This window comes from Mesocryomonas lacus, from assembly GCF_055730105.2.
The window spans coordinates 193,967-209,884 of the sequence record NZ_JBUZWF020000007.1; the positions used below are offsets into that span (position 1 = coordinate 193,967).

Genomic DNA, 15,918 nt, shown 5'->3' on the forward strand with positions numbered 1-15,918 from the left:
GAAACGTCGCCCGTTACCCTTCGCAGAGGAGGTCCAGCATGGCAGCCGAGACCTCCTCCGCCCGGTAGGGCTTGGGAAAGAACAAGGCGCCTAGCGGAAGCTTCGTGTCCCGCTCGAGGTGATGTCCCGAGGTCACGATGAGGTGGATCGGCGGCCAGCGGTCACGTATGGCCGCAGCGAGGAGCATGCCTTTGACCCCGTCCGGCATGTCTATGTCGGTGAACACGATCCGGATGTCGGCTCGCGTTTCGAGAATGGTCAGGGCATCGGTCGCGTTCGAGCAGTCGATCGCCTTCAGGCCAGCGTCCTCGACCATATGGACGGCGAGGAGCCGGATCAGCAATTCATCCTCGACGATGAGAACCGTCGGCACTCTCGATGTCGCCGAGGAAATCATTGCACTGCCTTCAGGGACGTCGATGGTGCTCGGTCCTTGCCAGGCTCCCGACCGCCAAGGTCCGTAACTGACGGGCGGGAGACATCGGAAGGCGGAAGGACTGCCCGATCAGTTGGTCTTGATCGGGCCCGGCGCCGAGACCTGCTTCATCAAGTCCTCGTTCCATTCGCCCTCGACCTTGAAGTGCGCGGCCGCACCCAACAGGTTCGCCTCGATCAGGTTGTGGTTGATGTACGCGTAGGTTCCGGGCTGGAGGAACGTGTAGATGGCGGCGCCAGCCGAGCCACCCGGGATGAACCACGTCTCGAGATCCGTCGCCGGCGGGCTGAGGAAGCTTCCCGTCCAGACGTAGTCACCATGTCCGCCGATCAGGTGCGGACGCGTGTCGCGGTTCGCCTGCGAATGCACGATCAGCACCGTCTCGCCGACCTTCGCCTTCATGGCGTTGTCGCCCGTCAGCGAACCGACCGCACCGTTGAAGACGACATGGGTCGGAACGAGCCCGCGCATCGCGGCCATCGTCTCGTCGTAGCTCTCGCCGAGGGACTCGAACTTTTTGAACGCGCCGCTCTCGTCCCGCGGGATGTAGAACTCGTTCTCGCCGACGTAATAGAGCCGATCGTAGCGGATGGACTTGCCCGAGGCGTTCTTCAGGCCGTCGCGCGGCAGCACCATGACGGTGCCGCTCATGCCGGATACGACGTGCCACGGGATCATCCCGTCCGGGGCGCAATGGTAGACGAACGTGCCCGTGCGGGTAGCCTTGAAACGCATGGTGGCCTGCTCGCCCGGCATGACGTTGGTCAACTCGGCGCCGCCCATCCCGCCGGACGCGGCATGCAGGTCGATGTTGTGGGCCATCTCGTTGGTGTCCGGGTTCACCAGGGTGACCTCGAGATAGTCTCCCTCGTGGACGACCATCATCGGACCGGGGATCGAGCCGTTGAACGTCATACCCCGCAGGGTCGTGCCCTCGGCGTCTATGACGACGGGCTTCTCCTCGATCTTGATCGTGAACTCCACGATCTTCGGGCCGCCCTTGGCAACCTGGTCATGGGCATGCACGAGCGGCGGCGCGACGAGGGCAACCTTCACCCGCGGCAGGCCGGAAATGTCCTCGGGACCGGCCGCCGCGTTGGCGATCGTCGGGAGGATGGAGAGCGTGACAGCGGTTGCGGCGGCCATCGCGGTTCCCATGAGGGCTTCGCGTCTCGTGAGCATGTCGGTTCCTTCGGGTGTCTTGTTGGGATCGAGAGCAGGACGCAGCGGCGGGCCCGTCCTCTTGCGCGGGCATCATCGGCAAGCCCGGGGGCCTGCCGCGCCGGATGGATCAGTTCGCGTCGGCCTGCTCGAAGAGCGCGGCGAAGGTCGTCTTCGCCTTCCCGGTCTGCTTGACCGCCTTGGCGGCAGCGTCGTTGACGGGCTCGCCGACGTCGATCAGCGCCACCATGCCCATCCCGTAGTGCGGCGCGCACTTCACGCCGTAGATGCCGTCCTTCGACAAGGTCACGACGATCTCCTCGTTCGTCTTGCCCTTGAACGTCTCGGCGCCCTCGGGGAGCATTCCCTTGATCGACTCAGCATTGTGCGACTTGGCGGTGGGGACGAACCTGACGGTGTCTCCGACCGCTGCCTTGACGTAGGCGGGCTGGAAGACCATCGAGCCCTTCTCGCCCTTGTTGAGCATTTCGACCACGTGCTCCGCGGCGTTCGCGCCGCCCGCAAGGGCGAGCATGGCGGCGGTGGCGATGACGGGAAATCTCATTGTCTTGGTCCTTGGTTGTGCTTCACGGGAATGACCGTTGACGACAACCTAGCCGTCGTCCGCCGCAATGCTTTGCGCTGGCGCAAACGGTCAAAAAGTAATCCGACGACGTCCCAAAACAAAAACCGCGACGAATGCCATGGGCGCCTGTTAAACCTCTGAAACCGTGAGCGAACCAACGGCACCTCAGTTCTCGATTGGTGATAAATCCGATGCCCGCGCGCGATATCGCTGGAATAAGGGGGCGCTTCACCCAATCCGTGCTGTCCAAAAACTTCGAGGGCAAGCGGGGTTACATTCTGGCGATCGGCGCGGTCGCCAGTGCATTGCTGATGCGGTTGATGCTTCAGGGTGTGCTGGACCACAGGGCGACCTTCGCTCTGTTCGCCCCGGCGATCCTCATCGCCTCCTTCGCGGGCGGCATCAGGCCCGGGCTCCTCGCGAACGCACTCTCGCTGTGCGGCATCTACTGGCTGGACGGTTTGGATATCCAAAGGTTCAAGCAGCCTGCCGACATCATCCTCTTCGCCGCCGTCGGCCTGTCGATCACCTGGATGGGCGAGATGCTCCACCATGCCCGGCGCTCGATCGACGAGACGGAGAAGGCGCTCGACGCCCGCGAGGCGCACATCCGCTCGATCCTCGACACGGTGCAGGACGCGACCATCGTCATCGAAAGGGACGGTACGATCGTCTCGTTCAATACGGCCGCGGTCCGCCAGTTCGGCTACGCGGTACCCGAGGCCGTCGGTCAGAACGTAAGCCTGTTGATGCCCGAGCCATACAGTCGGGCGCATGACGGCCATCTCGAGCGTTACCAGCAGACAGGTGAGAAGCGCGTGGTCGGGATGGACCGCCTCGTCGTCGGGCGCCGGAAGGACGGCTCCACCTTCCCCATGAAGATCACCGTCGGTGAGGTGGTGTCCGGCGGCAGGACGCTCTTCACCGGGTTCGTCCGCGACCTCACCGAGCTGGAGGAGTCGGCCGCGCGGCTGCACGAGATGCAGGGTGAGCTCGCAAGGTTCGCGCGCATGGACGAACTCGGCGAGATGGCGTCGACGCTCGCCCATGAGCTGAACCAGCCCCTGTCGGCCATCGCGAACTACGTGCAGGGCTGCGTCCGCCTGTTGCGCGACATGGACGACACCGTCGCGGACAGGATGCGGGGAGCGCTCGAGGAGACGGCCCGCCAGTCCATCAACGCCGGGCAGATCATCAGGCAGCTCCGGGAGTTCGTGACCCGCGGCACCACGGGGAAGGCATCGGAGAACATCCGGCACCTCATCGAGGAAGCCGGGGCGCTCGCGCTCATCGGTTCGCGCGAGCGGGGGATACGGACAGTCTTCGAGTTCGGGGCTTCCGCGGAGACAGTCATCGTCGACCGCATCCAGATCCAGCAGGTTCTCACGAACATGATGCGGAACGGGATCGAGGCCATGCGGGACAGCGAGGTCCGCGAGCTAGTGGTAAGGACGCAGGACGCCGAAGACGGCCAGATCGCGGTCGTCGTCGAGGATACGGGACCGGGCATCTCGGAGGAGGTCGCCTCGCAACTGTTCCAGCCGTTCGTCACGACGAAGCCGGACGGGATGGGGGTAGGCCTGTCGATCTCCAAACGCATCGTGGAGGCACACGGCGGCTCGATTTCCGCGAGCGGCAACGCGTCCGGAGGAGCGACCTTCCGGTTCACGCTACCGACGACACAGGAAGGAAGCGGCGATGCGATCGGATGAGTACATCGTCCACATCGTGGACGACCAGGAGTCCGTGCGGAAGTCGTTGGCGTTCCTGCTCGGGATGGCGGGGTTCGCAGTACGGATGCACGCAAGTGCCACGGAGTTTCTCGCGGCCGCGCCGGGCATCCGCGACGGGGTGCTGGTAACCGACCTGCGCATGCCGGACATTTCGGGTGTCGAACTGTTGCGGCACCTGTCGTCCGTCAAGGTGACCTTGCCCGCGATCGTGATCACGGGCCACGGGGACGTCCCGATGGCGGTCGAGGCCATGCGGGCGGGCGCCGTCGACTTCATCGAGAAGCCATTCGAGGAGGCCGTCATCGTCGCCGCGATCCACCGCGCCGCCGAGCAGCTCGTCGGCAAGCCGGAGGAGGCCGAGGAGGTCGCCGCGATCCAAACGCGGCTGGCAAGCCTCAGCGGTCGCGAGAGACAGGTCCTCGCGGGCGTGGTCGCGGGGCTGGCCAACAAGTCGATCGCGTTCGACCTCGACATCAGCCCGAGGACGATCGAGATCCACCGCGCCAACATGATGGCGAAGATGCGGGCAACGAGCCTGCCTCATCTGGTCAGGATGGCGCTTGCCGCCGGCCCTGCCGCGAATGGGTCGCCCGGAGTTTGACGCAGCGCAAGGACTGAGCGTCCGATCTATGGTCTGACAGGGCGGCGAAAGGGGATGTCCCCTCGCCTCGAACGGGAAACCTGCCTTGTCCGTTGCCGGAACCATCCTCGTCGTCGCTCCGGAAGGGGTCCTGAGACGGTCGATCGTCTTCTCGCTGGAGGTCGAGGGCTTCGTCCTCGAGGCGCACGAGACGCTCGAGGGCGTCGCACGGTGCCCGTCCGCGACCGAAGCCGTCTGTGCGGTCATAGACGACAGCGCGATCTTCGAGGCGGAAGACATGCACGCGGCACTCCAGCGGATCACCGTCCCCGTCATCGTCCTGACGAGCGGCGTCCCAAGGCCGGAGCTTCGCTCGGACGCAAGGTTCCTGTCGAAGCCGTTGAGGGGCCCCGACCTCGTCGACATGGTCCTCGAAATCCGGGCGGCGCAAGCCCGGTCTAGGTAGTTCCCCGTAGGCATGTAAACGAATTACGCCCCCGGCCGATCCGCGCGATAGCTGTTCCGACAGAAGCGAGGAACAGCCATGAACGCCCCAGTCCGCTCCGACATGCACCACCGCGCCGTTCCGGTCGCCGCCCCCGTCGTGATGGCCGCACTCGGCAATCCGTTCCCCCGACTTTCGCCGCTGTCCTACTTCACCGCCGGAACCGAGGTCTACGCACAGGACGGAAAGGTCGACAGCTTCTTCGACATCGCGTTCGGTGCCGTCCGCGTCTTCCGCCTCCTGCCCGACGGGCGGCGCCAGATCACCGCCTTCTACCTGGCAGGCGAGACCTTCGGCTTCGAGCCCGACCTGACGCACCACTTCTTCGCGGAGGCGATCGTCGCAACGGCGCTCCGCACCCACCGTCCATCCGCGGGACAGGACATGGCGACGGTCCTGCTGCCGCTGGCGCTCCGGTGCATGGTCCAAGCGCAGGAGCATCTGCTTGTGGTCGGCCGGAAGAACTCCGTCGAACGCATCGCCGCGTTCCTCATCGACATGGCGGATCGGCAGGACGGGATCGTGCAGCTCGAGCTGCCGATGTCCCGGCAGGACATAGGCGACTACCTCGGTCTCAGCATCGAGACGGTCTCCCGCACGCTCTCGAGGCTTCGAGACAGCGGCGTCCTGAAGTTCCACGGACTGCGGGTGGTCGAGATCCGAAAGCCGGACGACCTTCGCGCCATGTCCGAGTGACGAGACGCCAGCGCGTCAGCACCCCAATCCTTCCGGGACATGACGTCCCGCGCCCCCTCCGACAATCGAGGTCCCAATGATTTCCCATCGAACCACCGAAGAACCCAGGACGTCGCGAGGGCGCAGTCCGACGACGCCGATCGCGTCGCTTTCCGGAAAGATCGGCGTCGCGGGTCTTCTGTGCCTCGGGCTCGTCTCCCAGGCCGACGCGCACGTCAAATGGTTCGCCCCATACATCGTCGGCTCCTCGCCCGCGCCCATCGCCACGACGCTGGCCAACACCTGGTTCTGGCTCGGCATCGTCCTGGTGCTCGCCTTCTTCGTCGCAACGCGTGCCATCGAGAAGAGCCAGGTCGGGATCAACATCCTCGACGGGATGGACCGGATCTCCGATCCTCTCTGGAACCGCCTCGACGACTTCGTCCGGGTGGTCATCGGCGCCTTCTTCGTGGCGATCTTCGCCGTCGGAGGCGTCTACCTCACGCCTGACCTGACGACGCCCTCCGAATGGGTGTCCTGGCTCCAGCTCCTCATCGCGTTCGGCGTCTTCTCGAAGCGCACCATGCCGTACTCCGCGGCGGGCATCATCCTTCTCTGGGTGCTGGCGCTACAGGACTACGACCTGTTCCACCTTCTCGACTACCTTGCGCTCGGCGTCGCGGTTGCCGCGTACCTGGTCCTGGCCTCGTCGAGCAACCCGAACTGGTACAGGCACCGCTTCGAGGTCCTGCGCTGGGGCGTCGCCATCGCGTTGATGTGGTCGAGCCTCGAGAAGTTCGCCTACCCCGACTGGTTCTACCCTCTCGTCGTCGAGAAGCCGTTCCTGACCTTCGGGCTCCCGCGCGACGTCTTCATCCCCATGGCGGGCGTCGCCGAGTTCACGATGGGCTTCGGCCTCCTCTGGACACCGCTGATCCGGCGCCTTTCCGCGATCACCCTGTTCGTCATCTTCAATGCCGCCGTCTATCCCTTCGGCCGCATCGACATGGTCGGGCACGCTTTGATCATGGCGATCATCGTCGTCATCGCCGCGGACCATACGAGGGAGCTCCACTTCCTCCCGACCCTGAAGAAGTCTCTGCGCAGCATCCCGGTCGGCTTGGCAACCGCACTCGTCCTGTTCAGCGGTGCCTACTGGGGTCTCCACCTCACGTTCTACGGTGCCAACTCCGGCACGGCCGTCGCCGCGCCCGTGGTCGCAACTCACTCGTTCGACCCGCAGCATCCGCACGCCGCGCCGGCCCCCGGGTCAGTCGACGTCGTCGCACCGTCCGGCATGAGTTCCGGCGGGGCCGGCCACAGCGGACACGCGGCGGCTCCCGCCGTCCAGGGTTCCGCGACGGCCGACTTCGAGGCGACCATGAAGAAGATGCACCAGCCGATGATGGACGGCATGCGACACGCGGATCCCGACGTCGCCTTCGTCCTCGGAATGATCCCCCACCACCAGGGAGCGATCGACATGGCGCGGGTCCAGTTGGAGCACGGCACCGATCCGGACAACCGGGCCTTCGCCGAGCACCTCATCGTCGAACAGGAACGCGAGCTCGTGCAGATGCGCGGGTGGCTGGTCCAGCACGGGCACTGATGCCGTCGCCGCCTTCCGCAAATCCGGCCGAAGGCGGCGGCACCAACTCCCATTAGGAAATCCCGTCATGCCCAACGTCACTTCAGACACCGTCGAACGCTCCCGGCTACGGCAGGCCGCACTCTCGCGCTGGGACAACGAAGGCGGCGCCGCGCAGCCGATCGTCGCTAAAGGTCGGAAGGCGGCACCGACTGTTCCCAAGCTCACCAATGCCGAACTCGTCCACCTGCGCGTTCGCGTCATCGCGCTCGAGAACCTCGTGATCTCCCTGTTGACCGAGGCCTCCGATCGGCAACTCGACCACGTCCGCGACATGGCGGCGGTCATCACGCCGCGGCCAGACGCCACCCAGCATCCTCTGACGACACATGCCGCGGAACACATGGTGGACCTCGTCCAGCGTGCCTGCCATTTCCGGACGCTGTCGGCGGAGACCGTGGCCCGGTGCGGATCGTGACGGACGGCGGCGCATCCAGAGGCGGTACCCTCGGCGCGGACACCTACAGGGCCATCTGGCGCTGGCACTTCTATGCCGGGCTGATCGCCGTGCCCTTCCTGATCCTCCTCGCCGTGACGGGGTCGCTGTACCTCTTCCGCGACGAGATCGACGACACCGTCTTCGCCCACCGCAACGTCGTTGAAGAGAGCTTCCTAGCTCCCTTTTTGCCGAGCAGACTCGTGGCGAACGCCCAAGTCGCCATTCCCGGATCCACGCTTTCAGCCTATCGCGGACCGTCGGGTCCGACGGCATCCGTCCGGGCCAGCTTCGCGACCGCGGACGGTACCGTCTACGCCTTCGTCGATCCCCACAGCGGCATCGTCCTCGACACCGTCGCGAAGGCCGACGAGTTCAACGAGGTCGTGCGCAAGCTTCACAGCCTCGAGTATTTCGGGGCCTACGCCAACCGCGTGATCGAGGCCATGGCCGGGTTTGCCATCATCCTGGTGGTGTCGGGCCTTTACCTCTGGTGGCCGCGCCGTCGTTCGGGTGGCGTCGTCACGATCCGCGGCACGCCTTCCAAGCGCGTCTTCTGGCGGGACACGCACGCGGTGACCGGGGCCTTCGCCGGAGTTCTCATCGCCTTCCTGGCCCTGTCCGGCCTTCCGTGGTCGAGCTTCTGGGGTGGCAAGCTGACCGAGATCGCCACTGCCACGGGCACCGGCTACCCGGCTGCCCTTTGGGACAACGTGCCGACGTCGGGCGAACATGCGAACCACGTCATGGAGACAGTCGGCTGGACGATGGAGGGATCGCCGATGCCGATGTCCCACCAGACGGCGACGGTACCGATCGGACTGGACCGGGCCGTGGAGATCGCAGGCGAGCAGGGCATGGCTCCTCGCTTCGAGGTGACGCCGCCTGCCGACGGTCAGGGCGTCTACACCGTCGCGGTATTTCCGGAGGACCTGTCGAAGGCCCGCACGATCCACATCGACCAGTACTCGGGCGTCCCGATCGTCGACATCGACTACGCCGACTACGGCTCGCTTGCCAAGCTGACGGAGCTCGGCGTCAATATCCACATGGGCCAGGAGTTCGGCCTCGCCAACCAGCTCCTGATGCTGGCGACGTGCCTCGCCATCATCCTGTGCTCGGTGGCGGCTGTCGTGATGTGGTTGAAGCGTCGGCCGGCCGGAAGCTTGGGGGTTCCGCCCTATCCGACAAGCTCGCGCGTTTACGGTGCCCTCTGGGGAATGGCCGTGGTGTTCGGGATACTCTTTCCGCTTTCGGGGTTGTTGATCCTGGCCATGCTGGCGATCGACCTCCTCGTCATCCGCAACGTGCCAACGCTGCGCCGTGCTTTCGCCTGACGGCTGGGCCACAACCCTCTTCCGCGTCTCGCGGTGATCCAACAGAATGAATGGAGCAAGCCGATATGGGCTGGCCCGTAAAAGTGGAGCGCGAGCTCCTGAGCATGTTGCTGAGCCCCGTCGTGCCTGTTTCCGCAATGGGCGCCGCGACACTCGCCATCGGCACGTTCGTCGGCCTCGCCTTGTCGGACTGGTGGCTCATTGCCCTGACGGCCGTCTCCACGGTGGTCACCGTCTTCCAGATCGGCCTGATGCTCGTGTACCGCAGACGCCCGCAACTCTATCCCGTGTCACGTTGGCGCCTCGTCTACGCCTGCGTCGCTTGTGTCCACGCTATCTTGGTCGGCGTGATCGGCGCGCGCATCATGCTGGCTCCGCTGCCGGACTTTCGCATGCTCATGCTGGCACTGACCTTCAGCTATGCCGCGGGGGTCGTGGTGCGCGGCTCCGTCCTGAGATGGATGTGCGTGCTCTGCCTATCGTTCGCAGTGTTGCCCGTCGCCATCGCGCTTGCCTTCGGATCGCGGATCGACGCAGGGGTCGCCGTCCTGTTGATCGCGATGATGGTCACGAGCTTCGAGACCGTTCAGACCGCCTACGTCGCCACCGTCGAGCTTCTCGTGACGAGGGCGCGGAGCGTCAGGCTCGCGGGAATCGACTTCCTGACTGGGGTATCGAACCGCTTCTCGTTCGAGGAACACCTCGACGCCGCCCTCTCCGCGCAGGACGGGGCGAAGATCGCCCTGCACTTCATCGACCTCGACAGGTTCAAGCAGGTGAACGACCGACACGGCCATCCGGTCGGGGACCAGCTTCTCATGGAGGTGGCCGCACGTCTGTCCCGGCTTGTCCGGTCCGGCGACCGGATCGCGCGGATCGGCGGCGACGAGTTCGTGATCGTGCAGCGGGACGTCGCCTCACGGGAAGCCGCCCGGGCGTTGGGGGTGCGTGTCGTCAAGGCTCTCGGCGAACGTTACGAGATCGACGGCAACGTGATCGACACCGGGGCGAGCGTCGGCATCGCCCTTGCGCCTGACGACGCGGTGTCGAGACGCGGATTGGTCGCGAAGGCCGATGCGGCACTTTACAGGGCCAAGCGTGCCAGCAGGGGCGTCGTGATCATGGCGTCGTGAAGGATGAAGCCAAAGATGCAATGGAATATCGCTTCGCCGCACGTGGCGGTCCGCACCAGCGCCGTCGCCCTCGTGGCAGTGTGCTCGGCAACCTCGTGACCATGCCCGGGGCGACAAGACGCTGCGCCGGGCCTGTTCGCGGTTGCGTGCGCTCTTGGTTCGCTCCTTGCGCTGCGGCGTAACGTCGAACTTGGACCTTATGGATGCCTTTTGAACTGCGCCCACTTCATACTGGCAGTTTTGGCGTTGAATACACGGTCCCACGCTCTCACGGCACGGCAACAGCGGTGGATGGGCCAACGACGTTCGACGGAGACCGTTGACGGCCTTGAATTCGGAACACGACCACCGAGTACACGGTCGCGCCAGACCCTGGCGTCTTCTCGACGACTGCCACCTTCTCACGAATGTGGGCACCGCCGCCGCCTCGATCCACGAGGTCGAGTACCATAAGGATGCAGAATGTGACGTTGGTCCTTTGGTAAGATGTCGTCTGAAGACCGAACCTCCCGACTAGCTTCTCTAACGTAAGAGGGCGATCGTGCTTCTTCAGTTCGGCGACGATCTTGAAGCCGTCCTTGTCGAACAGGATGTCCGCCCTTCCATGGCCAATGCCCTGCGCTTCCTTTTGGCTTACGGGCCTCAAGCGGGTGGCTTCAAGGAAACCGTAGTAGTCCTTGTGCAGGTCGTCCTCGACGGGCGGCGCGGTCTTGCTGAGGTTGAACAGGTAGTCCGTTCCCGCCGTCGATGTCGTTCCCACGTTGTCGCGGGAGGCCAGGAAACCGAGGGTGTGATACAGGATGACGAGGAAGAATGCGCGGGCCCGAGGCTTCGTCCGGTAGTCGACGTTCGCGAGAAGCTTATCGTGAAGGCCTTCCCACAGTTCTGCGACGATCGGATCAGTCCGCTCTACGTCAAAGCTGTTCAGCGTCGTCTGGAGAAGGTCGAGGACCTCTCGCTTTTCCTCCGGCTCAAGGCCACTGTCCTCTACGATGGCGACGGCCGTTGGACGATCGGCCGCCGCCTCAGTGGGGTTTCGTAAGACGCTTGCCTCCATGGCAGCGGCGACGGCGGAGCGCATGGACACCGCCGCTTGCTTCTCGGGGCCCATGGCAGCCTGTCGGTCGATCCAGGCATCGAGGACATCGAGTTGCCTGCGCTCTTTCTGGAGCGCCCCGACGATGCGCGGACGGACGATCGCCTCGAGGCCGCCGTCGGAGTCTCGCCTGAAGACGGTTCGGCTGGCCGTGTAGACCCTGAGGAGCTCTTCCTCGACGACCATTGCCCCGTTAAGCCAGACTGCTTCGCCCAGACTCGTCTCCAGCGCATCGAGGCGGAGGGCCAGCGACGTCCAATGAAGTCCTTCCGAGGTGGCCGCTCCCATCCAGGGATCCCGGGGGACCGGACGGTTTGATGGAATGAGATGGGCCGCCCACGCGAATGCGGCCGACCGCACCTCCCGCACCGACGACGCGATCCCGGCCGGATCTTGACCTTCGCCGAAGGCCAGCAGGAGGTCGAGACAATGGGCATGCAAGTCGGCATCGAGCCGTACCTCGGTGGCCGCCGCTGCTCGCCGGAACCATGACCGGGCCTCTCCGAACCGTCGCACGGCACCGGAGTGGTCGCTCTCGTCGAGACCCTCTGCCAGCGACAGCAACCCGAGAGCCATCGCAACCTCGTCCTCTGCCTCTGGCACGTCGAGAAGGCTTGAGAGGGCAACCCGCAGGTCTTTGTCCTCGACCTGCGCCAGCAAGAGGCCCATGACCTTCGCCGCGTGCCTTAGGTAGTTCCCGTCATCGTCTGTTCCGGTATCAATCAGATGGCCTTGAAGCGACCTCATGAGAGCCGGCCGTCCGGCGGACAGGACGAGCGCGCCCATCAATGCTTGGGAGCGGGTGGCGGAATGCCATGATGGATTGTCCGCCTTCGCCAGCAAGGATCGATGAAGTCGGCGTATGATTCCAGGATTGGGATCGAACCCGTTGGCAAGAAGGCGAACGACCTCGACCATCACCCCGGGGTCGGGTGTCCGTTCGATCAGCTCCACCGCGCCGTCAAGGCAAGTCGCCCCTCCAGCCGCGCAGAGCGACACGAACAAGGCTGCGCCACCCGGGTGGTCGAACAGCTCATCTATGGCTTCCCCAACGGCGACCGCATCCACGTCGGCCAGGTCGACGGGGCCACCCGCGCTCAGTATCCTGGACACGATGTCCGCCATGTCCGTGGATCCCTAGAATAGCTCCGCCGCGCCCCTAACCTGCTTGCGGAACTCGCATGGAACATGCTCCCCGATCTCGTCCCGCCATACGGCGCTGAGGATCACCTGCAAGTCCGGATACTGCTTTGTGGCCCGGGCGATGGCGCCGATCAAGGCGGGAAAGTCCTCCTTGTCCATTTCCTGCGACCCGGGACTGTCGAGGATCAGGAGGCCGGGATGGCGACCGAAGCCGCGTGCGGCGGCAACGTCGAGAACGGCCAGCGCGGCTGCGATACGGATACGCACCTGCTCCCCGGCCGACAGTTTGCCGTAGTTGACGTTGCTCCCACCCTGTTCGATGTTGAGACGGCCGTTGCCGGCGAGCTGAAGGCTCTTGAGATTTCGTACCCCGAAGTCCGTGGCGAGCCTCTTCAACGCGTCGCTGACGTCCGCGAGCACATCGACCTGCAAGGGCTTGAACTTGCTCTCCACGATGTCGACCGTCGCCTTCAGCACGGCGAGGTCATTGTCGCCGAACCTGCGCGGGGATGACGGCACGGACGCGCGGGCCAGTTCGTCCAATCGGGCCTCCGTCGATGCTATGCCACGGATGATCTCGGAGTCGTCCTGCCCCGAGCTCAATGCCTGGCCCTTCGTCGCTAGGTCGTCGTCGAGGCCCCTCCGCTCCGTCTCGGCTTCGTCGAGTTCGGCGGTCGCCCCGTCCAACCGCTTTCGGGCAGCCTTCAGTTCGCGTGCGCTGTCCTCGACGGACTCCTTGAGGTGGGGAACGACGTCAAGGGACTCGTCGCCCGTGGGCTCGTCTTTACCGCACAGGCCGCAAGCCTCGACTCCGGTGGCGGCGAAACGGCTCGCGTCGACCGATGCCTCACATGCTGGGCAACACGAAGGCTTCAACCTCCGGAACACGTACCCGGCCGCGGCTTCGTCCTGTGCCTGCTGGAGAGCAGCCTTTGCGCGACCGAGTACGCTGGCCGCACCGGTCGCGGCGCGGCGTGCTGCGTCGACGGCATCCCTCGCGGAAATCAGTCGGCTGCTGGAGGCTACGGACCGCTGGTCCAAGATCCGAAGCTCGGCCCGCAGGGCCTGTCGATCGGGAAGCAGCGCCTGCTTGGCCTTCAGCGCATCCAGTTCAGCTTGCAGTTCCAAGTGGCGGCTTGCCACTTGGCTGTCCCGTGTCGCCGACGCCGCTTTCTCCGAGTCTGCCTCGGCCTGGACGGACTTCAAGGCTGTCGAGGCCGCGGAGTACGTCGATATCCAGGGCATGCCGATGAAGAGCTGCACGAGCCGGATCGGAAGGCCATCGTTGGCGACGCCCCCGAAGATCGCCTTGCCGGGGCCGTCGATGAAGAGGGCAGAGGATAGCGAGGCCCACCCGTGCTCGCTCACTGCGTCGGTGTCGGATCTGTACGAACGGAACTTCGCGAACCCCAGCTCCTCCATGAAGACGTCGGACATGGCGCGCTCGAAGCCCCCATCTGCCGGACCGTCGTAGAGCGCCACCGCGACCAACCCGTTGCCGCGCGTCACTCGGGAACTGGCTTCCGAGGCCTTGGATGCGCCGACCTCCTTCCGGACGGCCACGGCAAACGAAACCCCATCGATGTCGAAGACGACATCGATGCTGTCGATCCAGTGCCAGATGTCCACCTTGACGTGACCGGGCAGGCGTCCTTGCAGGACAGCCAAGACCAACTTGAGGATCGACGACTTGCCGCGGCTGTTGCCGTCGGTAAGGACGGCCCACAGACCAGTGTCGAGACCCTTCCACTCGAACGAGAACCGTTCGTCGTCGACGGCGTCGTGCTTCACGCCGCCGAACTCGACGCTTCGAACGACGAGCTTCCGCGTCCGGGGCAACGTGCCGGAGGCCTCGATCCCGTGGACGCGGTGGACGTCCGCGACGACGTCCGGCCCTACTCCCGCCTTCGATGCGACCGCGTCGATCCAGTCTGCGTCCGCGAATGTCGCGGCGACCTTCGTGCTAGCGTCACGCTTTGCCATTGTCGCCTCCCAGCTCCAGTTCCCTCAGTCGCCCCTGAACCTTCTCGCGGATCGAAGGGATGGCCGTCCCATAGGGAGTTCCAGCGTACTCTGCGTGCTCGTAGTGGATATCCTTCAACGCAGATCCGCTCTTGGTCTCGGCGACGATCAGCGCGAGCGCGACCTGCCGCGAATACCATTCTAGGATCGGCTGCGCCTTGAGGGCGTCTTTCAGGAAAGACCGGGCCCGGGGTCCCACCAGGAACTCGAATTGATGTCCGCTGGCGAGCTCGCGGCGCATCGGCTTCACGAGCAGCCTCGCACTGAGGATCCCGAGCGAGGTTTGGAGGTCGTCGTAGGCGCCGTGCCTCCAACGGATCATCCAGACCGTCCGCACCGAGGGCTCGTCCTCGTCGAAGATGCGGCGGACCGCGTCCAGGATGGACTGGTCCCCGGTAGCCTCGAAGACGGTAAGGAGATCTGCGGCAAGGTAGTCAGGATACCGGAGCCAAAAATCGATCGCAAGCGCCCGCTTCTCACCGACGAAAACTCGATCGTGCTCATCGGTTCTGGCAGGCTCGGGCAACGCTTCGCTCCCCTGCACGAGGATGAACAGCAGGCGCAAGGCGTCCCGGAATGCCGATCCGTGTTTCGTCGAGGCAAGCGTATCTGGATGCCCAGACGGCGGCGTTGGCATGATCGTTCAACTTTCCAGGATTAGTGACTGGAGGTTGAGTGAGGCAGCAGGCCAGTCAATCCTTGAGGTCAGGTTTCCGGCCGCCCTGGAAGCCGATGTTCGGACGTCGCGGGACAGAGCCCCTTCATCCCCGAAGAACTATCGTCGCGTCGTCCTTGGCGCGAAGCGCGGGCGATAAAGGACAGGCCGCATTGGGCGCGGAGCGTCGGCGGCTGGGCCAGAACGACAAGCACTGAAGAATCAGCCAGTTTCAACGAGATTGGTTTAACGCGCTGGATTTGCTTACAAACCCGGGACGGGTTATTTCGCCGGGTTCCAGAGGTTTCTGCGCGTCGCATATCTGCATATGAATCCGCGGCGGGACCACCCTCCAGCAGAGCTTGCCGGGTCATGTGCTGGTTCGCCCGCACTCCAAGCCATGGGCCCGGTGTCGTCATCGTGACATCGGGTAGCCAGAGTTCTCCGGCCGCAGCTAGCTCGAACACTCCCGTGCCCCAGCATTCCGTCCGCTCGGCCCACACGTCCGAGGCAACTGTCCCAAGCGCGCTTTCCACATAGCTAGCCCTGTCGGAATTGCGTTCGGTCAAATTGATATGCCACGTGCGATCCATCGCGAGATCGACGTAACGAGGGAAGCCTGCTGGCGGTACCCGACCCCAGCAACCGACGTCGGTACCCCGCCGCCCAGTTCAATCCTAACGGATCGATTGTTGGCGGCATGCGTACGGTACGCCCGCTCTGACGGCGACGAACCCGTGGGACGGTCCTCAACTTTCTCGTACAGCCCGAC

General features: G+C 64.8%; 14 protein-coding genes. 8 read left to right on the top strand and 6 right to left on the bottom strand.

Annotated elements, in window-relative coordinates; translation table 11 throughout:
• Positions 1–13: 13 nt before the first annotated feature.
• From ACZLZQ_RS21175 to ACZLZQ_RS21185, 3 genes are all read right to left on the bottom strand, one after another.
• The gene (locus ACZLZQ_RS21175; RefSeq protein WP_472951066.1) at positions 14–373 is read right to left on the bottom strand and encodes a response regulator; all 360 of its coding nucleotides are present in this window, start codon (positions 371–373) and stop codon (positions 14–16) included.
• Positions 374–505: 132 nt separating this feature from the next.
• Positions 506–1,618 (bottom strand): copper-containing nitrite reductase, encoded by a 1,113-nt coding sequence (gene nirK / locus ACZLZQ_RS21180; protein WP_472951067.1) that lies wholly within the window; start codon positions 1,616–1,618, stop codon positions 506–508.
• A 109-nt stretch (positions 1,619–1,727) separates the two neighbouring features.
• Positions 1,728–2,162 carry a pseudoazurin gene (locus tag ACZLZQ_RS21185; protein ID WP_472951068.1) on the bottom strand — a complete coding sequence of 145 codons (435 nt, stop codon included), beginning with the start codon at positions 2,160–2,162 and terminating at the stop codon, positions 1,728–1,730.
• Between the two features lie 212 nt (positions 2,163–2,374).
• Between ACZLZQ_RS21185 and ACZLZQ_RS21190 the strand changes: the two genes are divergently transcribed.
• The 8 genes from ACZLZQ_RS21190 (at position 2,375) to ACZLZQ_RS21225 (ending at position 10,230) form a co-directional block, all read left to right on the top strand.
• A complete protein-coding gene (locus tag ACZLZQ_RS21190) occupies positions 2,375–3,895 on the top strand; it encodes a PAS domain S-box protein (RefSeq protein ID WP_472951069.1) in 1,521 nt (506 codons plus the stop codon).
• A complete protein-coding gene (gene fixJ, locus ACZLZQ_RS21195) occupies positions 3,882–4,517 on the top strand; it encodes a response regulator FixJ (RefSeq protein WP_472951070.1) in 636 nt (211 codons plus the stop codon). The genes ACZLZQ_RS21190 and fixJ overlap by 14 nt, the downstream gene beginning before the upstream one ends.
• Before the next feature lie 85 nt (positions 4,518–4,602).
• On the top strand, positions 4,603–4,962 hold the full coding sequence (locus ACZLZQ_RS21200) for a hypothetical protein (protein ID WP_472951071.1): 360 nt from the start codon (positions 4,603–4,605) through the stop codon (positions 4,960–4,962).
• Between the two features lie 78 nt (positions 4,963–5,040).
• Entirely contained in the window at positions 5,041–5,697 is a 657-nt protein-coding gene (locus tag ACZLZQ_RS21205; RefSeq protein WP_472951072.1) for a helix-turn-helix domain-containing protein, read from the top strand.
• A gap of 76 nt (positions 5,698–5,773) precedes the next feature.
• Positions 5,774–7,285, top strand: coding sequence for a CopM family metallochaperone (gene copM / locus ACZLZQ_RS21210; RefSeq protein ID WP_472951073.1), 1,512 nt, complete (start codon positions 5,774–5,776; stop codon positions 7,283–7,285).
• Positions 7,286–7,352: 67 nt separating this feature from the next.
• A complete protein-coding gene (locus ACZLZQ_RS21215; RefSeq protein ID WP_472951074.1) occupies positions 7,353–7,742 on the top strand; it encodes a hypothetical protein in 390 nt (129 codons plus the stop codon).
• Positions 7,730–9,097: a PepSY-associated TM helix domain-containing protein gene (locus ACZLZQ_RS21220; RefSeq protein ID WP_472951075.1), complete on the top strand. Its 1,368-nt coding sequence runs from the start codon at positions 7,730–7,732 to the stop codon at positions 9,095–9,097. The genes ACZLZQ_RS21215 and ACZLZQ_RS21220 overlap by 13 nt, the downstream gene beginning before the upstream one ends.
• 50 nt (positions 9,098–9,147) lie before the next feature.
• Positions 9,148–10,230 (top strand): diguanylate cyclase domain-containing protein, encoded by a 1,083-nt coding sequence (locus ACZLZQ_RS21225; RefSeq protein WP_472951076.1) that lies wholly within the window; start codon positions 9,148–9,150, stop codon positions 10,228–10,230.
• Between the two features lie 268 nt (positions 10,231–10,498).
• On the opposite strand, the gene ACZLZQ_RS21230 is transcribed toward ACZLZQ_RS21225, so the two are convergent.
• The 3 genes from ACZLZQ_RS21230 to ACZLZQ_RS21240 are packed head-to-tail and all read right to left on the bottom strand — an operon-like array spanning position 10,499 to position 15,128.
• Positions 10,499–12,451: an amino acid adenylation domain-containing protein gene (locus tag ACZLZQ_RS21230; RefSeq protein ID WP_472951077.1), complete on the bottom strand. Its 1,953-nt coding sequence runs from the start codon at positions 12,449–12,451 to the stop codon at positions 10,499–10,501.
• Between the two features lie 12 nt (positions 12,452–12,463).
• Positions 12,464–14,452 (bottom strand): hypothetical protein, encoded by a 1,989-nt coding sequence (locus ACZLZQ_RS21235; protein ID WP_472951078.1) that lies wholly within the window; start codon positions 14,450–14,452, stop codon positions 12,464–12,466.
• A complete protein-coding gene (locus ACZLZQ_RS21240; RefSeq protein WP_472951079.1) occupies positions 14,439–15,128 on the bottom strand; it encodes a hypothetical protein in 690 nt (229 codons plus the stop codon). The genes ACZLZQ_RS21235 and ACZLZQ_RS21240 overlap by 14 nt, the downstream gene beginning before the upstream one ends.
• Positions 15,129–15,918: the final 790 nt, after the last annotated feature.